Here is a 16,417-nt window from a genome sequence, read left to right as displayed (position 1 = left end):
TTGTAATCCGCGAGAGCCGAAACATACTCCGCTCATTCCCGCGCAAGCGGGAATCCAGGGCGGCATTTGCCCATGGAGTCAGCGCTGGGTCCCCGCTTTCGCGGGGACGAGCGGTGAAATTACTCCTGCATCGCTTCGTCGCGCGTTTTGCGGATCGCCGGGAGTGCGATGACCAGCAAAAGGCCGAGCGAGGCGATCAGGAAGGCGAGGCTGATCGGCTCCTGAAGGAAGACCATGAAGTCGCCGCGCGAGATCAGCAGCGTGCGGCGCAGGTTCTCTTCCATCATCGGGCCGAGCACGAAACCGAGGATTAGCGGCGCCGGCTCACATTCGAGTTTGACGCAGATGTACCCAAACGCTGCAAAGAAGGCCATCACGTAGACGTCGAACAGGTTGCCGTTCACCGAATAGGTGCCGATGCAGCAGAATATGACGATGGACGGAAACAGCATCCGGTACGGGATGCGCAGCAGCTTCACCCACATGCCGACCAGCGGCAGGTTGAGGATGACCAGCATGAGGTTGCCGATCCACATGCTGACGATGAGGCCCCAGAACAGTCCGGGACGGTCGGTCATCACGCGGGGGCCGGGCGAGATGCCGTGGATCATCATGGCGCCGATCATCATCGCCATGGTCGGGTTGGACGGAATGCCAAGCGTCAGCATCGGGATGAATGAAGTCTGCGCGCCGGCATTGTTGGCGGATTCCGGCGCCGCGACGCCGCGGATATCGCCGTGGCCGAAACGTCGCGGCTTCTTCGCCACCTTCTTCTCCAACGTGTAGGCGGCGAAGGCGGCGAGCAGCGCGCCGCCGCCGGGCAGCACGCCGAGAATCGAACCGAGGCCGGTGCCGCGCAAGATCGCCGGGATGCAGAACTTGATGTCCTCCCAGCTCGGCCAGACATTGCCGATCCGCTTTTCGACCTGCGCCTCGTCTTCCTTCTTCTCAAGATTGATGGCGATGTCGGCGAGGCCGTAGATCGCCATGGACAGCGCGACGAATTCGATGCCGTCCGCCAGCCCGTTGAAGCCGAAATTGAAGCGGCGGATGCCCGAATTGATGTCGGTGCCGACGATGCCGAACAGCAAGCCGAGAACGACCATGCCCAGCGCTTTGACGACCGATCCGTGCGCAAGCACGATCGCGGCGATGAGGCCGCAGACCATCAGCGAGAAGTATTCGGCCGGCCCGAAATTCAGCGCGATCGACGCAAGCGGCGGTGCGGCGACGACGATCAGCACTGTGGCGACACAGCCGGCGAAGAACGAGCCAAGCGCGGCGATGCCGAGGGCAGGGCCGGCGCGGCCGGCGAGCGCCATCTTGTGGCCGTCGATGGTCGTGACGACGGACGAAGCTTCGCCGGGAATATTGACCAGGATCGCGGTGGTCGAGCCGCCGTACTGGGCGCCGTAATAGATGCCGGCCAGCATGATCAGCGCCGACTCGGGCGGCAGCGTGAACGAGAAGGGCAGCAGGATCGCGACGGTGGTGACCGGGCCGATGCCCGGCAGGACGCCAACGAGAGTGCCGAGCAGCACGCCGCCGAAGCAGTAAACGAGATTGACGAGGGTCAGGGCGACGCCGAAGCCCGCCGAGAGGTTCGCGATAAAATCCATCGATGGTTTCAGCCGGCAGCAGTGAGGAAAGAAGGCAGGATCGGCAGCGGCAATTGCAGCGCGTAGTAGAAGACGCCGACCGACAAGGCGGCGAGGCCGACCGCGAGTATGACGGTCTCGATCAGCTTCGTCTCGCGGCTCGCCAGCGCCGCGATCGCCAGCGTCAGCAGCAGCGACAAAACGAGCCCGAGCGGTTGGATCGTGACGCCGAAGGCGATGACGGCGATAGCGAGAAACAACAGCGGCCGGATCGAGAGATTCGGCAGCTTTTCGTCGCCTGTCACGAGCGCCCGCACGACGAGCAGCAGGCCGAGCAGGCCGAGAACGATCGCGAGCAGGATCGGGAAGTAGCCCGGGCCCATCTTGCCGGCGGAGCCGAGCGAATAGCCCCGGGCGATGTAAAGTGCGACCGCGGCGAAACAAAGAAACATGACCCCGGACCAAAAGTCCTTACCGGTCTTGACCTTCAGCATGGGTATTGTCCCAATTTTTCGCCGCAGCGGGATTATGGTCGGACTAGAGCTTGATCTTGCCGTCGACGATGACCTTCTTCCACTTCTCGAAGTCGGCCTTGACGAAGGCGGCGCCTTCTTCCAGCGACGTGCCGCGCGGCGTTACGCCGACCTTGGCGAAAGCGGCCTTCAGTTCGGGCTTCGCCAGCGCCGTCTTGATGGCCTCGTTCAGCTTGGCCTTGACCGGCGCGGGAACGCCGGCCGGCGCGAAGACGGTCAGCCACAGGTCGACGCTGAAGCCCTTGATGCCGGCTTCCTGAACGGTCGGCTTGTCCGGGTAAACTTCGCTGCGCTTGTCGCCGGTCGTGGCCAGCGGAATGACGCGGTTGTCTGTGGTGAAGGGCAGGGCGCCGGCGATGCTCGAGAACGCGAACTGAACTTTGTTCGCCATCATGTCGGTGTAAGACGAGCCGATGCTCTTATAGGGCACGTGCGTCGCGACGATGCCCGTGGCCTGCATGAACATTTCGCCGCCGAGATGCGGCGTGGTGCCGACGCCGGCGGACGCGAAGTTGAGCTTGCCGGGGTTGGCCTTGCCGTAGGCGACGAATTCTTCGAACGTCTTGACGCCGAGCTGCGGCGAGACGACCAGCACTTCGGGCGAGGAGGAAACCACGGAAACCGCCTCGAGCTGCTTGAAGAGGTCGTAAGGCACGCTTTCCTGCAGCGTCGGGTTGATGACGATCGCGGGATCCATCAGCAGCAGCGTATAGCCGTCGGGAGCCGAGCGAGCGACCGTGTCGGTGCCGACGATGCCGCCCGCGCCGGGACGATTTTCGGCGACGACCGGCTGGCCAAGCGCATCGCCGAGATGCTGTGCGAGCGTGCGGCCGACATAGTCGACGATGCCGCCGGGGCTGTAGGGCAGGATCAGTCTGACCGGTTTCGTCGGAAAGGACTGCGCGAAGCTGGCAGTGGAGAACAGCGTCAGGCCGATCGCCGCGGCGATGGCCGACAGTCGCATTTTTACGGTCATGGCTGAGTTCCTCGTTTCAATCTCGATGTGGGTTCGCGGCGGATCAAATGGCGGTCAGGGCTTTGGCGGAATCTGAATGAGTTCGGACAGCTGTTGCTGGGACAGTGGCGCGGCCAAGGTCTTGAACGTGACGGCGTCGGCCATGATCGCGTCGGTGCCCGACACTTTTTCCGGCGACATGACGGCCTTTGGCATGAACGTGTCGCGAATCTGGACTGCCAGGGCTTCGGGCACCTTGCTGTATTCGGAGAAGACGCGAACGCCGCGGGGATCGGTGTAGAGGAACTCATAGCTTTCGCGATATGCGGCCATGAAGCGCTTCATGACATCGGCCCGCTGCTTCAGCGCATTGGCATTGACGATGTGCACCCGCACGGTCTGGTTCACCATCGACGGCGCGTCGTTGCCCCGCGCGATCAGGCGGATTTTGCCGTCCTGTAATTGCTGCAGCCCGAAAGGAGGCGAAGCCCAGCCGACATCGATCTGGCCTGACATCACCTGCGTCAACGTCACCGCGCCGGCGCCTGTCGCCACGGCCTTGGTCGTGGTGCCAAAGTGCTTGATGAGCGCGAGCAGCGCGATGTGCGTTGAAGCGCCGACCGTCGAGAAACCGGCGGTCTTGCCGTTCGTGTCCTTGAACGACTTGATCGGCGAATCCGCCGGCACATACCAATAGAGATCGCCGGCGCCGGTGGTGCCGGCCGCGAGGATGCGGACCGGCGCGCCTTTGGCGAAAGCGCCCATCACCGCCTGCGTACCCGCCGCGATGCCGATATCGACGCTGCCGGAGATCACGGCTTGCATCGTTTCGCCGCCGCCTTGCGTATAGAGAATGTCGAGCTTCAAACCATGCTTGGCGAAGATGCCGGCGCGCTGCCCGATCTCCGGTATCGACGTGTCCCAATTATTCGGCGCGCCGACAGCGAGGCGAAGCGTGTCTTCGGCCTGTGCCAGATGCGGGGTTGTCGCCAGCGCTATTGCGCCGAACAAGACTCCGAGGAAGCGCGAAACGGACATTCCCAATCCCCCCTCACGCGACAGGCTGCCTGTCGCGGACGTACCAATAACGTTGCACTGTACCAATATAAATACAGTTCGATTTTAGTAGCAAGCGAAGTGCTGCGTAAATGCGCGGCAGAAGGAGAGCCACGCTGCACCAATTTTGGTGCAATGCACGTAATCGAGGCGACGTCAGGCAGTGCTGAAGGTACCACGCCCCAGGGCGACAGTTCGATCCTTCGTGTCGCGCACGTCGATATCGACACGCGCGACGGATCGTCCCGCTTTGAGCAGTCGGGCATGCGCGAACAATGCGTCGCCTTCGGCCGGACGCATGTAGTCGATGCGCAGATCGATCGTCGGCGCCATCCGTCCGATTTTCACCGCGGCGGCGGCGTGACCGGCGAGATCGATGAGCGACGCAATGACGCCGCCATGAAAGGCTTTATCGCCTTTCGCGCGCGCGAGTTCATCGCGAAACGAGAGCTTGATGGTGACGGTGCCGGTGTCGGGATCGGCGTCGACCGGCTCGGGCCGCAGGAGGTGATGGAAAGGCGGGCCTTCCATCTCCTCGCGAAGTCGCGCAAGTGCTTGGTTGCGCGCCTCGCTCATCCGGCCTTGGCCTGAAAGCGTACGGCTTCCGGCTTGACGCGGCCTTCGGCGATCCAGTCGGCCACGTCGCGCTTGCGCACTTTACCGCTTGCGGTGAGCGGGATCTCGTCGACGCGCAGGAAGAACTCGGGCATGTCGTATTTCGACAGGCCGACATCGTCGAGGTGCTTGAGAATGTCCTGCGGCTCGATCGACATGCCCGGACGCACCATCACCGCGAGGCAGACGCGCTCGCCGAGGCGCTGATCCGGAACAGGGACCGCCGCGACACGCTGAATGGCGTTGTGCGTCGAAGCCAGCGCCTCGATCTTTGCCGGATAAATGTTGTGACCGCCGCGGATGATGACATCCTTCTTGCGGCCCGTGATGCGCAGATAGCCTTGCTCGTCGACCCAGCCGAGATCGCCGGTCATGAACCAGCCGTCGCGGTTGAAGGACTCTTCCGTCGACTTCTGATCGTCGAAATAGCCGAGCATCAGGCTGGCGCCGCGGCCGCCGATCTGGCCGATCTGCCGCGGCGGCACCTCGCGGTTCGGATCTTCGCGGTCGAAGATGCGGATCTCGTAGCCCGGGCAGGAGCGGCCGCAGCTTTCGACGATCAGCTTCGGATCGTCGTTGGGCAACGTGTATTGATGCGAGCAGGTCTCGGTCATGCCGTAGCCGCTCTGCGGGATGATGCCGCGCGCGATCAGCTCGGCCACGAGTTCCTGCGGCGCCTGCGCGCCGGAAATGCGGAAGCCCTGCAGCTTGCCGATGCCGGACAGGTTGCGCGCTTTCACTTCGGCGAGCAGATCGATCGCGTGCGTCGGCACGCCGACGAGGAACGTTGCCCCGGTGTCGATCAGGCGATCGATCAGGCTGGCGCCGCGCGGCAAATCGTGAATGACGATCTGGCCGCCCATGCCGAGCGCCATGATCATCGCGCCAAAGCCGAGATTGTGGCTGAGCGGGCTGAGCGAATAGACGACGGATGTTTCGTTGATGCTCCAGTCGGCCGAGAGCGCGCGCGCATTGGCGAGTAGCGTATTGTCGCTGTGCATCACGCCTTTCGGCGTGCCGGTCGTGCCCGAGGTGAACGCAAGATAGAGAATGGTATTGGGATTGCCCTTCGGCGGCGGCGCCGGCGTTGCAGCCGGCGCGACGATGGCGTGCGTGCGGCCGGCCGCGCTCTTTTCCAGGCGATAGATCTTGCGCAAGGTTTCGACTTCGCCGAGCCGCGCGAAGAGGTCGTGCTTGTTGGCGTCGGCGCCGTAGCCCACCTCGGCGACGATGGCCGCGGCGCGCATGCGGTTCAGAAGATCGAGGATGTCGCCGACCGTATGGTCGCGATGCAGCGACGGGCAGCAGATATAGCCGTTCCGGCTGCAGGCGAGCAGGGCGACGATCGTTTCCGGCCGGCTCGGCAGCCACACCGCGACGCGCTGGCCTTGCGCAAGTCCGGCTGCGGCGAGGTCGTCGGCGAAAGCGTCAACGAGCTTAATGAGCTCGCCATAGCTGATATCGCCGGTGCCGCTGCGGACGGCGATGCGATCCGGCGTGCGCCCGGCGTGGGCTTGCACCAGATCGTAGAACGTCTCGTCGCGCCAGAAGCCCGCGCGGCTGTAGTCCTCGAGGCGGTCGGTGTTGAATAGCGTCAGGAGCGTATTCATGCGCGCTTGCCCGCGTCGCGGGCATTTCCACTTTCGATACAGTGGTCCGGGGGCATTTGGACCAATATCAGAGGCTCCTATGGGCAGGCGGGCCAATCCACAGGAGAAGGTGTTCCATTTTTTATACATTGCTCTATAAGATTACAAGTCGGTCAGTTTCGATTGTCCCCCGCATGTCACCTGATAGTCCGCAGACGCTGGTCTCCCTTGCCAACCGCATGCTCGCGCGGGAGGGCGTGTTGGATGCTTTCGGCCATGTCAGCATGCGGCATCCGGCGGACCCGACGCGGTTCTTTCTGTCGCGCTCGCTGGCGCCGGAGCTGGTGAGCGAAGCGGACGTGCTCGAATACGACCTTTCAGGCGAGCCGGTCGTCGCGACCAAACAGGCGCTTTATTCGGAGCGTGTCATTCACTCGGTGCTCTACCGCATGCGGCCGGACGTGAACGCGATCTGTCATCATCATGCGGCCTCCACGATGCCGTTCTGTCTCGCCGACCTGAAGCTGCGCGTCGTCACGCAACTGGGGGCGAGCATCGGCAAGACCGTGCCACTCTGGGATCAGCGCGACGAATTCGGCGCGACCAACCATCTCGTCACGCGCGACGCCGAAGCGATATCGTTGGCCAAATGCCTCGGCGCCAACAACATGGTGCTGATGAAGCGCCATGGCGTGACCGTCGTGGGCGCCACGCTGCGCGAGCTGGCCTTCCGCTCGATCTATAGCTGCCGCGACGCCGAACTGCAGTTGCGCGCGATGAGCCACGGCGACATCAGCGTCTTCACCGACGAGGAGATCGCGCTCGCCGAGAAGTTCCCGGAGGCCACATTGGCGCGCGCCTGGGACTACTGGCGTTCGCGATTGCCGAATGCTTAAAAGCCGCGCGAAGCAAACAAGACGCGCCAACGCGCGAAACCTGGGGGAGTGATGGCCGAGCTGAGTAGTTTCGACCCGACGCAGCAGTACGACGTGCTGGTGGTCGGCGGCGGCAATGCGGCGCTGTGCGCGGCGATTGCGGCGCGGCGTGAGGGTGCGTCGGTGCTGGTGCTGGAAGGCGCGCCGAAGTTCTATCGCGGCGGCAACACGCGCCACACCCGCAACATCCGCTGCGCGCACGACAGCGCCACAGAGACCCTGACCGGTCCCTACAGCGAGGAAGAGCTGTTCGAGGATCTTTTGCGCGTCACCGGCGGCAAGACGGACGAGCCGCTCGCCAAGCACATGATCCGCGAGTCGAAGGAAGTGCTGGTGTGGCTCACCGAACAGGGCGTGCGCTATCAGCCTTCGCTCGGCGGCACGCTGACGCTCGGCCGTACCAACGCATTCTTCCTCGGCGGCGGCAGGGCGATGCTCAATGCGCTCTACCGCACGGCCGAGGAACTCGGCATCGACGTCATGTACGACGCGCCGGTCACCGCGCTCGAGATCGACAACGGCATGTTCGTGTCGGCGACGATGACGCATGGCGGCGCGTCGCATCAGGTGCGGGCGCGCACGCTGGTTGCGGCGGCCGGCGGTTTTGAATCCAACATCGAATGGCTGAAGGAGTATTGGGGCGAGGCGGCCGAGAACTTCCTCATCCGCGGCACGCCGCATAACCGCGGCACCGTGCTCAAAATGCTGCTCAATGCCGGCGTGCAGGAGACCGGCGATCCGACGCAGTGCCACGCGGTGGCGATCGACGCCCGCGCCCCGAAATACGACGGCGGCATCATCACGCGGCTCGACTGCGTCGTGTTCGGCGTCGTCGTCAACAAGAACGCCGTGCGCTTCTACGACGAAGGCGAGGACATCTGGCCCAAGCGCTACGCCATCTGGGGCCGCCTCGTCGCGCAGCAGCCGGACCAGATCGCCTACATCATCTTCGATGCCTCGTCGCTGAAGCTGTTCATGCCGTCGCTGTTTCCGCCGATCACGGCGCCGACCATCCGCGAACTGGCCGGCAAGCTCGAGCTCGATCCTACCGTGCTGGAGAAGACCATCGGCGATTTCAACGCCGGCGTGCGGCCGGGCACGTTCAACCACGCCGATCTCGACGACTGCCGCACCGAGGGCGTGACGCCGCCGAAGTCGCATTGGGCGCGCAAGATCGAGGCCGCGCCGTTCTATGCCTATCCGGTGCGGCCGGGTATCACCTTCACCTATCTCGGCGTGCGCGTGAATCTCGAGGCGCGCATGCTGATGCAGGACGGCACGCCGGCCGCCAACATGTTCGCCGCGGGCGAGATCATGGCCGGCAACGTGCTGACCAAGGGCTATGCCGCCGGCATCGGCATGACGATCGGCAGCGTCTCCGGGCGCATGGCGGGACGGGGAGCGGCCAAGAATGCGCGCAATTGACATGCACACGACGACGACGCATCCGACCGAGGCGTTGCGCGAAGCCGACCGGCTGATGGTGGTCTGCAACTCGTGCCGCTACTGCGAGGGCCTGTGCGCGGTGTTCCCGGCGATGGAGCGGCGGCGGCTGTTCAACGACGGCGACCTCAACTATCTCGCCAATCTCTGCCACAGCTGCGGCGCCTGCTATTCGGATTGCCAGTTCTCGCCGCCGCACGAGTTCGCCGTCAACGTGCCGAAGACCTTGGCGCAGGTGCGCGGCGACTCGTACCGCGCTTATGCCTGGCCGGGCGCGCTGTCCGGCCTGTTCGCGCGCAACGGCCTGGCGATCAGCCTGATCGCGGCCTTGAGCGTGGCGCTGTTCGTGCTCGGCTTTGTCGCCTATCGCGATCCGGATGTGCTGTTCGGCACGCATGCCGGGCCCGGCGCGTTCTATAAGTTGATGCCGCACAATGCGATGGCGGCCTTGTTCGGGGCCGTGTTCGTCTATGCGGTGCTGGCGCTGACCTTGTCGATGCGCGCCTTCTGGCGCGACATCGCCGGCAACACACCGGCTGGCGGCCTCGCGGCCTTCTTCCAGGCGGCGAAGGATGCCGGGCGCCTGCGCTATCTCGACGGCGGCAAGGCCGGCTGCATGAACGACGACGCCGAAGCCCCGACGGACCGGCGCAAGCATTATCACCACGCGACGTTCTACGGCTTCCTGCTTTGCTTTGCCTCGACGTCGGTGGCGACGCTCTATCACTATCTGCTCGGGCGCGAGGCGCCGTATGCGTGGTGGGATCTGCCGGTGGTGCTCGGCACGCTGGGCGGCATCGGCCTCGTCGTCGGCCCGATCGGATTGCTGGCGGCGAAGTTCAAGCGCGCGCCGGAGCTGCTCGACGAGAACCGCTTCGGCATGGACGTGGCCTTCATCGTCATGCTGCTGCTGACCAGCGTCACCGGGCTCGCGCTGCTGCTGCTGCGCGCAACACCGGCAATGGGCATTGTGCTCGCCATCCACCTCGGCGTCGTCTTCGCGCTGTTCCTGACCTTGCCCTACGGCAAGTTCGTGCATGGCCTCTATCGCTTCCTCGCACTCGTCCAATACGCGCGCGAGAGCAAGGCGGGGCATTAAGGCGCGCTTAGTTCGCAGCCCTGCGAAGCATGATCGGGAAGCGGGCGACGGGCCCGCTTCGCGGCCAATATTGACGCGGCACGGGTGATTGGGCACATGCTTCGGCACGTTGGAGTGACGAAGTTCTGGCGCCCAACAAATATTCCAACCGTGCAGGCCGCTATGTCGACGAATGACAGGTTTGACGCTCTCGCTACCGATTTCGCTCCCGGTCAGGAGGTGCGGCAAGGTGAGGGCAATATTCGCGGCCTCATGCGCGGAGATGTGATCCCCGGCCGGCTCGTCGATTTTTCGCATGGCGATGTCGATGCGTTCACGCCGACGCCGGGATCGTTCGAGCTGTTTTCGGAGGCCGTTTCGGCCGGCGGGCGCCAAGCCTATACCGAATACAGAGGATCGGCCGACATTCGCGCCGAACTTGCCGACAAGCTTGCGCGCTTCACCGGTGTGCCGGTCAACGCCGAGGACGGCACAATTCTCACGCCGGGCACGCAAGGCGCGCTGTTCCTCGCCGTCGCGGCGGTCGTGAACCAGGGCGACAAGGTTGCGATCGTTCAGCCGGATTATTTCGCCAATCGAAAGCTGGTCCAGTTCTTCGGCGGACAGGTCATGCCGGTTGCGATGGACTACATGGCTTCGCAGGCGGATGCGGGCCTCGATCTCGCACAGCTTCGCGCCGCCTTCGAGGCCGGTGCCAAGGTTTTCCTGTTCTCGAATCCGAACAATCCGACCGGCGCCGTCTACTCCGAACGCGAGATCAAGCAGATCGCCGCGCTGGCGAAGGAGTTCGGCGTAACGATCATCGCCGACCAGCTCTATTCCCGTCTGCGCTATGAAGGTGAGTCCTACACGCATATGCGGGCCGCCGGTCTGCCCGACGATCAGGTCGTCACCATCATGGGTCCGTCAAAGACGGAGTCGCTGAGCGGTTACCGGCTCGGCGTGGCGTTCGGTTCGCCGCGCGTCATCGCGCGGATGGAAAAGCTGCAGGCGATCGTGACGCTGCGCGCGCCCGGTTATAATCAGGCCGTCTTGCGGTGCTGGTTCAGTGAGCCGGCCGGCTGGATGGACGAGCGGATCCGGCTGCATCAAGCCATTCGCGACGACCTGATGACGATCTTCAGCGAGGGCGGCTTCGCTTGCCGCACGTCGCAGGCCGGCAGTTATGTGTTTCCGAAGCTACCGCCGCTGGCGGTCGATCTGCATGACTTCGTCAAGCTGCTGCGGCATCAGGCCAACGTCATCGTCACGCCCGGCACCGAGTTCGGCCCGCACCCGCACAGCGTCCGCTTGAATTTCTCGCAAGACCACGCGGCGGCCACGGATGCGGTGCGCCGGCTGGTCGAGATGGCGAACCGTTATCGGACCAATTAACGCGCATTCGCGCAGCCGCACTGCTTATGCAAGACGGCCCACTCAAGGCCTGGCATAGCCTTGGGCTATCGCTTTCATTGATTATTCCAATGAAGGCATTTGAGTTACGTCCTTGATCCCATCAAACGGTGCGCGCTTATTGACGCCGATTGCATATGGCAAGGTCGTCAATGAACAAGCATCAAGGGTGGAATGCCGACGTCGTCACGGAGGTGATTGCCGGGCACGCGGGCCAGGAAGGCTCCTTGTTGCCGATCCTGCACGATCTGCAGGAGGCGTTCGGCTATATCCCCGAAGCGGCCGAGCCGATGATCGCGCAAGCGCTCAATATCTCGCGCGCCGAGGTGCATGGCGTCGTCACCTTTTATCATGATTTCCGGCATGAGCCGGCCGGTCGCCATGTGCTCAAGCTGTGCCGTGCCGAGGCGTGCCAGTCCTGCGGCGGCGATGCCCTGGCGGCGCACGCGGAGCAGAAGCTCGGCGTCAAGCTCGGCGAAACGACTGGCGACGGTCGCGTCACGGTGGAAGCGGTCTACTGCCTCGGACTCTGCGCCACGGCGCCGTCGGCCATGATTAACGGCCGGCTGGTCGGTCGCCTCAACGACAAGAAGCTCGACAAACTCTTGGCGGAGGTCGCGCGATGACCTTGCGCATCTATGTGCCGGGCGATGCCGCCGCCGTGGCGTGCGGCGCCGACGAAGTCGCGATGTCGCTCGAGGCGGCCGCCTTCAATCGTAAAGTCGATATCAAGCTCATCCGCAACGGCTCGCGCGGCATGCATTGGCTCGAGCCGCTGGTCGAGGTCGAAACCGCGCGCGGGCGCATCGCTTATGGTCCGGTCGAGCCCGGTGATGTGGAATCGGTGTTTGCTGCCATTGCCGCCGACGCGGGTCCGCATGCGCTTTGCCTCGGTCCGACCGACGACATTCCCTGGCTGAAGAAACAAACGCGCCTGACCTTCGCCCGTTGCGGCGTCGTCGATCCGCGCTCACTTGAAGACTACCGCGCGCATGGCGGCTATCGCGGTCTCGATCGCGCGTTGGCCGATCCGGCGAACATCATCAACGAGGTCACGCAGTCCGGGCTACGCGGCCGCGGCGGCGCGGGCTTCCCGACCGGCATCAAATGGAAGACGGTCGCCGAGGCGAAAGCCGAGCAGAAATACATCGTCTGCAACGCCGACGAGGGCGACTCCGGCACCTTCGCCGACCGCATGCTGATGGAAGGGGATCCCTTCGTCCTGGTCGAAGGCATGACCATCGCCGGCATCGCCGTCGGGGCCACCAAGGGTTACATCTACATCCGCTCCGAATACCCGCACGCGATCGCCGTCATGAACGACGCGATCCGCACCGCGCGCCGCATGGGCATGCTGGGACCGAGCGTGTGCGGCACGGCGTACGCCTTCGACCTCGAGGTGCGAATGGGCGCCGGCGCCTATGTCTGCGGCGAGGAGACGGCGCTGCTCGACAGCCTCGAAGGCAAGCGCGGCCAGGTGCGCGCCAAACCGCCGCTGCCGGCGCATAAGGGCCTGTTCGGCAAGCCGACGGTGATCAACAACGTGCTGTCGCTCGCCACCGTGCCGATCATCATGGACAAGGGCGCCGAGTTTTATAAGAACTTCGGCACCGGCCGCTCGCGCGGCACCATGCCGATCCAGCTCGCTGGCAACATCAAGCACGGCGGCCTGTTCGAGACGGCCTTCGGCATCACGCTCGGCGAACTGGTCGACGACATCGGCGGCGGCACGTTGTCGGGCCGGCCGGTGCGAGCGGTCCAGGTCGGCGGGCCGCTCGGTGCCTATTTCCCGCGCGCCTTGTTCGACGCGCCGTTCGACTACGAGGCTTTCGCCGCGCGCGACGGCCTGATCGGCCATGGCGGCGTCGTCGTGTTCGACGATACGGTCGACATGGCCAAGCAGGCGCGCTTTGCCATGGAGTTCTGCGCCGTCGAATCCTGCGGCAAATGCACGCCGTGCCGTATCGGCTCGACGCGCGGCGTCGAGACGGTCGACCGCATCATGCAGGGCATCGAGGTGACCAAGAACCTCGAAGTGCTGGAAGACCTCTGCAACACCATGAAGTTCGGTTCGCTCTGCGCGCTCGGTGGCTTTACGCCCTATCCGGTGATGAGCGCGCTCACCCATTTCCCGGAAGACTTCGGCCGCGCGCCACGTCTTCAAGCGGCTGAGTGACATGAGGGCGCTTGTCAAATACTCAGCGTCATGCCCGGCCTTGTGCCGGGCATCCACGTCGTTCTTTTTCAAGGGCGTGGATGGCCGGGACAAGCCCGGCCATGACGTCGTTGAGATGCGCTCACTCTTCGATCAAGGAGACCTCTAATGTCTCTCGTCCATGAGATCGATTACGGCACGCCGAGGCCGAAGACGGACAAGACCGTCACGCTGACCATCGATGGCATGTCGGTGACGGTGGCTGAGGGCACCTCGATCATGCGCGCGGCGATGGAGATGGGCACGCAGATTCCCAAGCTCTGCGCGACCGACATGGTCGATGCCTTCGGCTCCTGCCGCTTGTGCCTCGTCGAGATCGAAGGCCGCGCCGGCACGCCGGCCTCGTGCACCACGCCGGTCGCGCCGGGCATGGTCGTCAAGACGCAGACCGACCGGTTGCAGCGCCTGCGGAAGGGCGTGATGGAGCTCTATATCTCCGACCATCCGCTCGATTGCCTGACGTGCTCGGCGAACGGCGATTGCGAACTGCAGGACATGGCCGGCGCTGTCGGCCTGCGCGACGTGCGCTATGGCTACGAGGGCGAGAACCATGTGTTCGCCCGCAAGGACGGCAAACCCAACGATAATTGGCTGCCGAAGGACGAGTCGAACCCGTATTTCACCTACGATCCGTCGAAGTGCATCGTCTGCTCGCGCTGCGTCCGCGCCTGCGAGGAAGTGCAGGGCACTTTCGCGCTGACCGTCGCCGGCCGCGGCTTCGACAGCCGCGTGTCACCCGGCATGGAAGAGAGCTTCCTCGGCTCCGAGTGCGTGTCCTGCGGCGCCTGCGTGCAGGCCTGCCCGACGGCGACGCTGAACGAGAAGAAGGTTATCGAGATCGGCAAGCCCGAGCACTCGGTGGTGACGACGTGCGCTTATTGCGGCGTCGGCTGCGCCTTCAAAGCCGAGATGCGCGGCGAAGAGCTGGTGCGCATGGTGCCGTACAAGGACGGCGAGGCCAACCGCGGCCATTCCTGCGTCAAGGGCCGCTTCGCCTGGGGCTATGCGACCCACAAGGAGCGTATCCTCAATCCGATGATCCGCTCGTCGATCCACGAACCGTGGAAAGAAGTGAGCTGGGACGAGGCGATCGGCTACGCCGCGTCCGAGTTCAAGCGCATCCAGAAGAAATACGGCAAGGATTCGGTCGGCGGCATCACCTCGTCGCGCTGCACCAACGAAGAAACCTTCCTGGTACAGAAGCTGATCCGCGCGGGCTTCGGCAACAACAATGTCGACACCTGCGCCCGCGTGTGCCACTCGCCGACCGGTTACGGCCTCGGCCAGGCTTACGGCACCTCGGCCGGCACGCAGAACTTCGACTCGGTCGAAGATTCTGACGTCATCGTCGTCATCGGCGCCAATCCGGCGGCGGCGCATCCGGTGTTCGCCTCGCGCATGAAGAAACGGCTGCGCCAGGGCGCCAAGCTGATCGTTATCGATCCGCGCCGCACCGAGATGGTGGAATCGGCGCACGTCAAGGCCGACTATCACCTCGCGCTCCTGCCAGGCACGAACGTCGCCATCGTCACGGCGCTGGCGCATGTCATCGTCACCGAAGGCTTGTTCGACGAGAAGTTCATCCGCGAGCGCTGCGACTGGGATGAATTCCAGCACTGGGCCGAGTTCGTCTCGCTGCCGCAGAATTCGCCGGAGGCCGTGGCCAAGCTGTCGGGCGTGCCGGCGGAGACCATCCGCGGTGCCGCGCGCCTCTACGCCACCGGCGGCAACGGCGCGATCTATTACGGCCTCGGCGTCACCGAGCACTCGCAGGGCTCGACCACGGTCATGGGCATCGCCAATCTGGCGATGTGCACCGGCAATATCGGCCGCAAGGGCGTCGGCGTGAACCCGCTGCGCGGCCAGAACAACGTGCAGGGCTCCTGCGACATGGGTTCGTTCCCGCACGAACTCGCGGGCTATCGCCACATCTCGCTCGACGAGCCGCGCCAGCTCTTCGAGAAGGATTGGAACGTCATCCTCGACAAGGAGCCGGGCCTGCGCATCCCGAACATGCTCGATGCCGCGGTCGAGGGCACGTTCAAAGGCATCTACATTCAAGGCGAGGATATTCTGCAGTCCGATCCCGACACCAAGCATGTGTCGGCCGGCCTTGCGGCGATGGAATGCGTGGTGGTGCAGGACCTGTTCCTGAACGAGACCGCGCGCTTCGCGCATGTGTTCCTGCCGGGTTCGACCTTCCTGGAGAAGGACGGCACCTTCACCAATGCCGAACGGCGCATCCAGCGCGTGCGCAAAGTGATGTCGCCCAAGAACGGCTATGCCGATTGGGAAATCACCGTGTTGCTGTCCAACGCGCTCGGCTATCCGATGCACTACAGCCATCCCTCGCAGATCATGGATGAGATCGCGCGGCTGACCCCCGGCTTCGCCAATGTGTCCTACGACATGCTGGAGAAGCGCGGGTCGGTGCAGTGGCCGTGCAACGACAAGGCGCCGGAAGGCTCGCCGATCATGCACGTCAACGGTTTCGTGCGCGGCAAGGGCAAGTTCATCATCACCGAATACATCGCGACCGACGAGAAGACCGGGCCGCGCTTTCCGCTGCTGCTCACCACCGGCCGCATCCTGTCGCAGTACAATGTCGGCGCGCAGACCCGCCGCACCGCCAACTCGATGTGGCATGCCGAGGACGTGCTGGAGATCCATCCGCACGACGCCGAGCAGCGTGGCGTCAAGGAAGGCGACTGGGTCAAGCTCGCCAGCCGCGCCGGCGAGACGACGCTACGCGCCACGATCACCGACCGCGTGGCGCCGGGCGTCGTCTACACGACGTTCCACCACCCGGACACGCAGGCCAACGTCATCACCACGGACTATTCCGATTGGGCGACCAACTGCCCGGAATACAAGGTGACGGCGGTGCAGATCTCGCTCTCGAACGGCCCGACGCCGTGGCAGGAGGAATACGAGCGCTTCTCCAAGGAGACGCGCCGCATCGTTCCGGCGGAGGCTGCGGAGTAGGC

The 16,417-nt window shown here is 64.3% G+C and carries 13 protein-coding genes; 7 read left to right on the top strand and 6 right to left on the bottom strand.

The features are described from left to right. Positions 1-119 precede the first annotated feature (119 nt). From DW352_RS11635 to DW352_RS11610, 6 genes are all read right to left on the bottom strand, one after another. Positions 120-1,619 (bottom strand): tripartite tricarboxylate transporter permease, encoded by a 1,500-nt coding sequence (locus DW352_RS11635; protein WP_115691404.1) that lies wholly within the window; start codon positions 1,617-1,619, stop codon positions 120-122. Positions 1,620-1,627: 8 nt separating this feature from the next. Next, positions 1,628-2,092, bottom strand: coding sequence for a tripartite tricarboxylate transporter TctB family protein (locus tag DW352_RS11630; protein WP_115691402.1), 465 nt, complete (start codon positions 2,090-2,092; stop codon positions 1,628-1,630). 43 nt (positions 2,093-2,135) lie between these two features. Next, entirely contained in the window at positions 2,136-3,107 is a 972-nt protein-coding gene (locus tag DW352_RS11625; protein ID WP_115691400.1) for a Bug family tripartite tricarboxylate transporter substrate binding protein, read from the bottom strand. A gap of 54 nt (positions 3,108-3,161) precedes the next feature. After that, positions 3,162-4,124 (bottom strand): ABC transporter substrate-binding protein, encoded by a 963-nt coding sequence (locus DW352_RS11620; protein WP_115691398.1) that lies wholly within the window; start codon positions 4,122-4,124, stop codon positions 3,162-3,164. A gap of 174 nt (positions 4,125-4,298) precedes the next feature. Next, a complete protein-coding gene (locus DW352_RS11615; RefSeq protein ID WP_115691397.1) occupies positions 4,299-4,718 on the bottom strand; it encodes a PaaI family thioesterase in 420 nt (139 codons plus the stop codon). Further along, positions 4,715-6,367: a class I adenylate-forming enzyme family protein gene (locus DW352_RS11610; protein WP_115691395.1), complete on the bottom strand. Its 1,653-nt coding sequence runs from the start codon at positions 6,365-6,367 to the stop codon at positions 4,715-4,717. Before DW352_RS11610 ends, DW352_RS11615 begins: the two co-directional genes overlap by 4 nt. Before the next feature lie 173 nt (positions 6,368-6,540). On the opposite strand from DW352_RS11610, the gene DW352_RS11605 reads away from it, so the two are divergent. The 7 genes from DW352_RS11605 (at position 6,541) to fdhF (ending at position 16,415) form a co-directional block, all read left to right on the top strand. Next, on the top strand, positions 6,541-7,242 hold the full coding sequence (locus DW352_RS11605; protein ID WP_115691393.1) for a class II aldolase/adducin family protein: 702 nt from the start codon (positions 6,541-6,543) through the stop codon (positions 7,240-7,242). Between the two features lie 51 nt (positions 7,243-7,293). Beyond that, a complete protein-coding gene (gene tcuA, locus DW352_RS11600; protein WP_115691391.1) occupies positions 7,294-8,706 on the top strand; it encodes an FAD-dependent tricarballylate dehydrogenase TcuA in 1,413 nt (470 codons plus the stop codon). Next, positions 8,693-9,823: a tricarballylate utilization 4Fe-4S protein TcuB gene (tcuB, locus tag DW352_RS11595; RefSeq protein WP_115691389.1), complete on the top strand. Its 1,131-nt coding sequence runs from the start codon at positions 8,693-8,695 to the stop codon at positions 9,821-9,823. The genes tcuA and tcuB overlap by 14 nt, the downstream gene beginning before the upstream one ends. Positions 9,824-9,985: 162 nt before the next feature. Then, on the top strand, positions 9,986-11,197 hold the full coding sequence (locus DW352_RS11590; protein WP_115691387.1) for a pyridoxal phosphate-dependent aminotransferase: 1,212 nt from the start codon (positions 9,986-9,988) through the stop codon (positions 11,195-11,197). A gap of 170 nt (positions 11,198-11,367) precedes the next feature. Beyond that, entirely contained in the window at positions 11,368-11,841 is a 474-nt protein-coding gene (locus tag DW352_RS11585) for a formate dehydrogenase subunit gamma (protein WP_115691385.1), read from the top strand. Next, positions 11,838-13,391 (top strand): formate dehydrogenase beta subunit, encoded by a 1,554-nt coding sequence (locus DW352_RS11580; protein ID WP_115691383.1) that lies wholly within the window; start codon positions 11,838-11,840, stop codon positions 13,389-13,391. Before DW352_RS11585 ends, DW352_RS11580 begins: the two co-directional genes overlap by 4 nt. 147 nt (positions 13,392-13,538) lie before the next feature. Next, complete coding sequence (gene fdhF / locus DW352_RS11575) at positions 13,539-16,415, top strand: formate dehydrogenase subunit alpha (protein WP_115691380.1); 2,877 nt, start codon at positions 13,539-13,541, stop codon at positions 16,413-16,415. The last annotated feature ends 2 nt before the right edge of the window (positions 16,416-16,417 follow it).

The sequence above is a fragment of the Pseudolabrys taiwanensis genome (genome assembly GCF_003367395.1).
GTDB lineage: Bacteria > Pseudomonadota > Alphaproteobacteria > Rhizobiales > Xanthobacteraceae > Pseudolabrys > Pseudolabrys taiwanensis.
Note: the sequence above shows the minus strand (reverse complement) of the source record. Positions and strands in the feature narration are given on the sequence as shown.

Excerpts from the sequence above, each read along its gene's own strand:
- DW352_RS11635 (WP_115691404.1), bottom strand. The coding sequence starts at position 1,619 with ATGGATTTTATCGCGAACCTCTCGGCGGGCTTCGGCGTCGCCCTGACC.
- DW352_RS11630 (WP_115691402.1), bottom strand. The coding sequence starts at position 2,092 with ATGCTGAAGGTCAAGACCGGTAAGGACTTTTGGTCCGGGGTCATGTTT.
- DW352_RS11625 (WP_115691400.1), bottom strand. The coding sequence starts at position 3,107 with ATGACCGTAAAAATGCGACTGTCGGCCATCGCCGCGGCGATCGGCCTG.
- DW352_RS11620 (WP_115691398.1), bottom strand. The coding sequence starts at position 4,124 with ATGTCCGTTTCGCGCTTCCTCGGAGTCTTGTTCGGCGCAATAGCGCTG.
- DW352_RS11615 (WP_115691397.1), bottom strand. The coding sequence starts at position 4,718 with ATGAGCGAGGCGCGCAACCAAGCACTTGCGCGACTTCGCGAGGAGATG.
- DW352_RS11610 (WP_115691395.1), bottom strand. The coding sequence starts at position 6,367 with ATGAATACGCTCCTGACGCTATTCAACACCGACCGCCTCGAGGACTAC.
- DW352_RS11605 (WP_115691393.1), top strand. The coding sequence starts at position 6,541 with ATGTCACCTGATAGTCCGCAGACGCTGGTCTCCCTTGCCAACCGCATG.
- tcuA (WP_115691391.1), top strand. The coding sequence starts at position 7,294 with ATGGCCGAGCTGAGTAGTTTCGACCCGACGCAGCAGTACGACGTGCTG.
- tcuB (WP_115691389.1), top strand. The coding sequence starts at position 8,693 with ATGCGCGCAATTGACATGCACACGACGACGACGCATCCGACCGAGGCG.
- DW352_RS11590 (WP_115691387.1), top strand. The coding sequence starts at position 9,986 with ATGTCGACGAATGACAGGTTTGACGCTCTCGCTACCGATTTCGCTCCC.
- DW352_RS11585 (WP_115691385.1), top strand. The coding sequence starts at position 11,368 with ATGAACAAGCATCAAGGGTGGAATGCCGACGTCGTCACGGAGGTGATT.
- DW352_RS11580 (WP_115691383.1), top strand. The coding sequence starts at position 11,838 with ATGACCTTGCGCATCTATGTGCCGGGCGATGCCGCCGCCGTGGCGTGC.
- fdhF (WP_115691380.1), top strand. The coding sequence starts at position 13,539 with ATGTCTCTCGTCCATGAGATCGATTACGGCACGCCGAGGCCGAAGACG.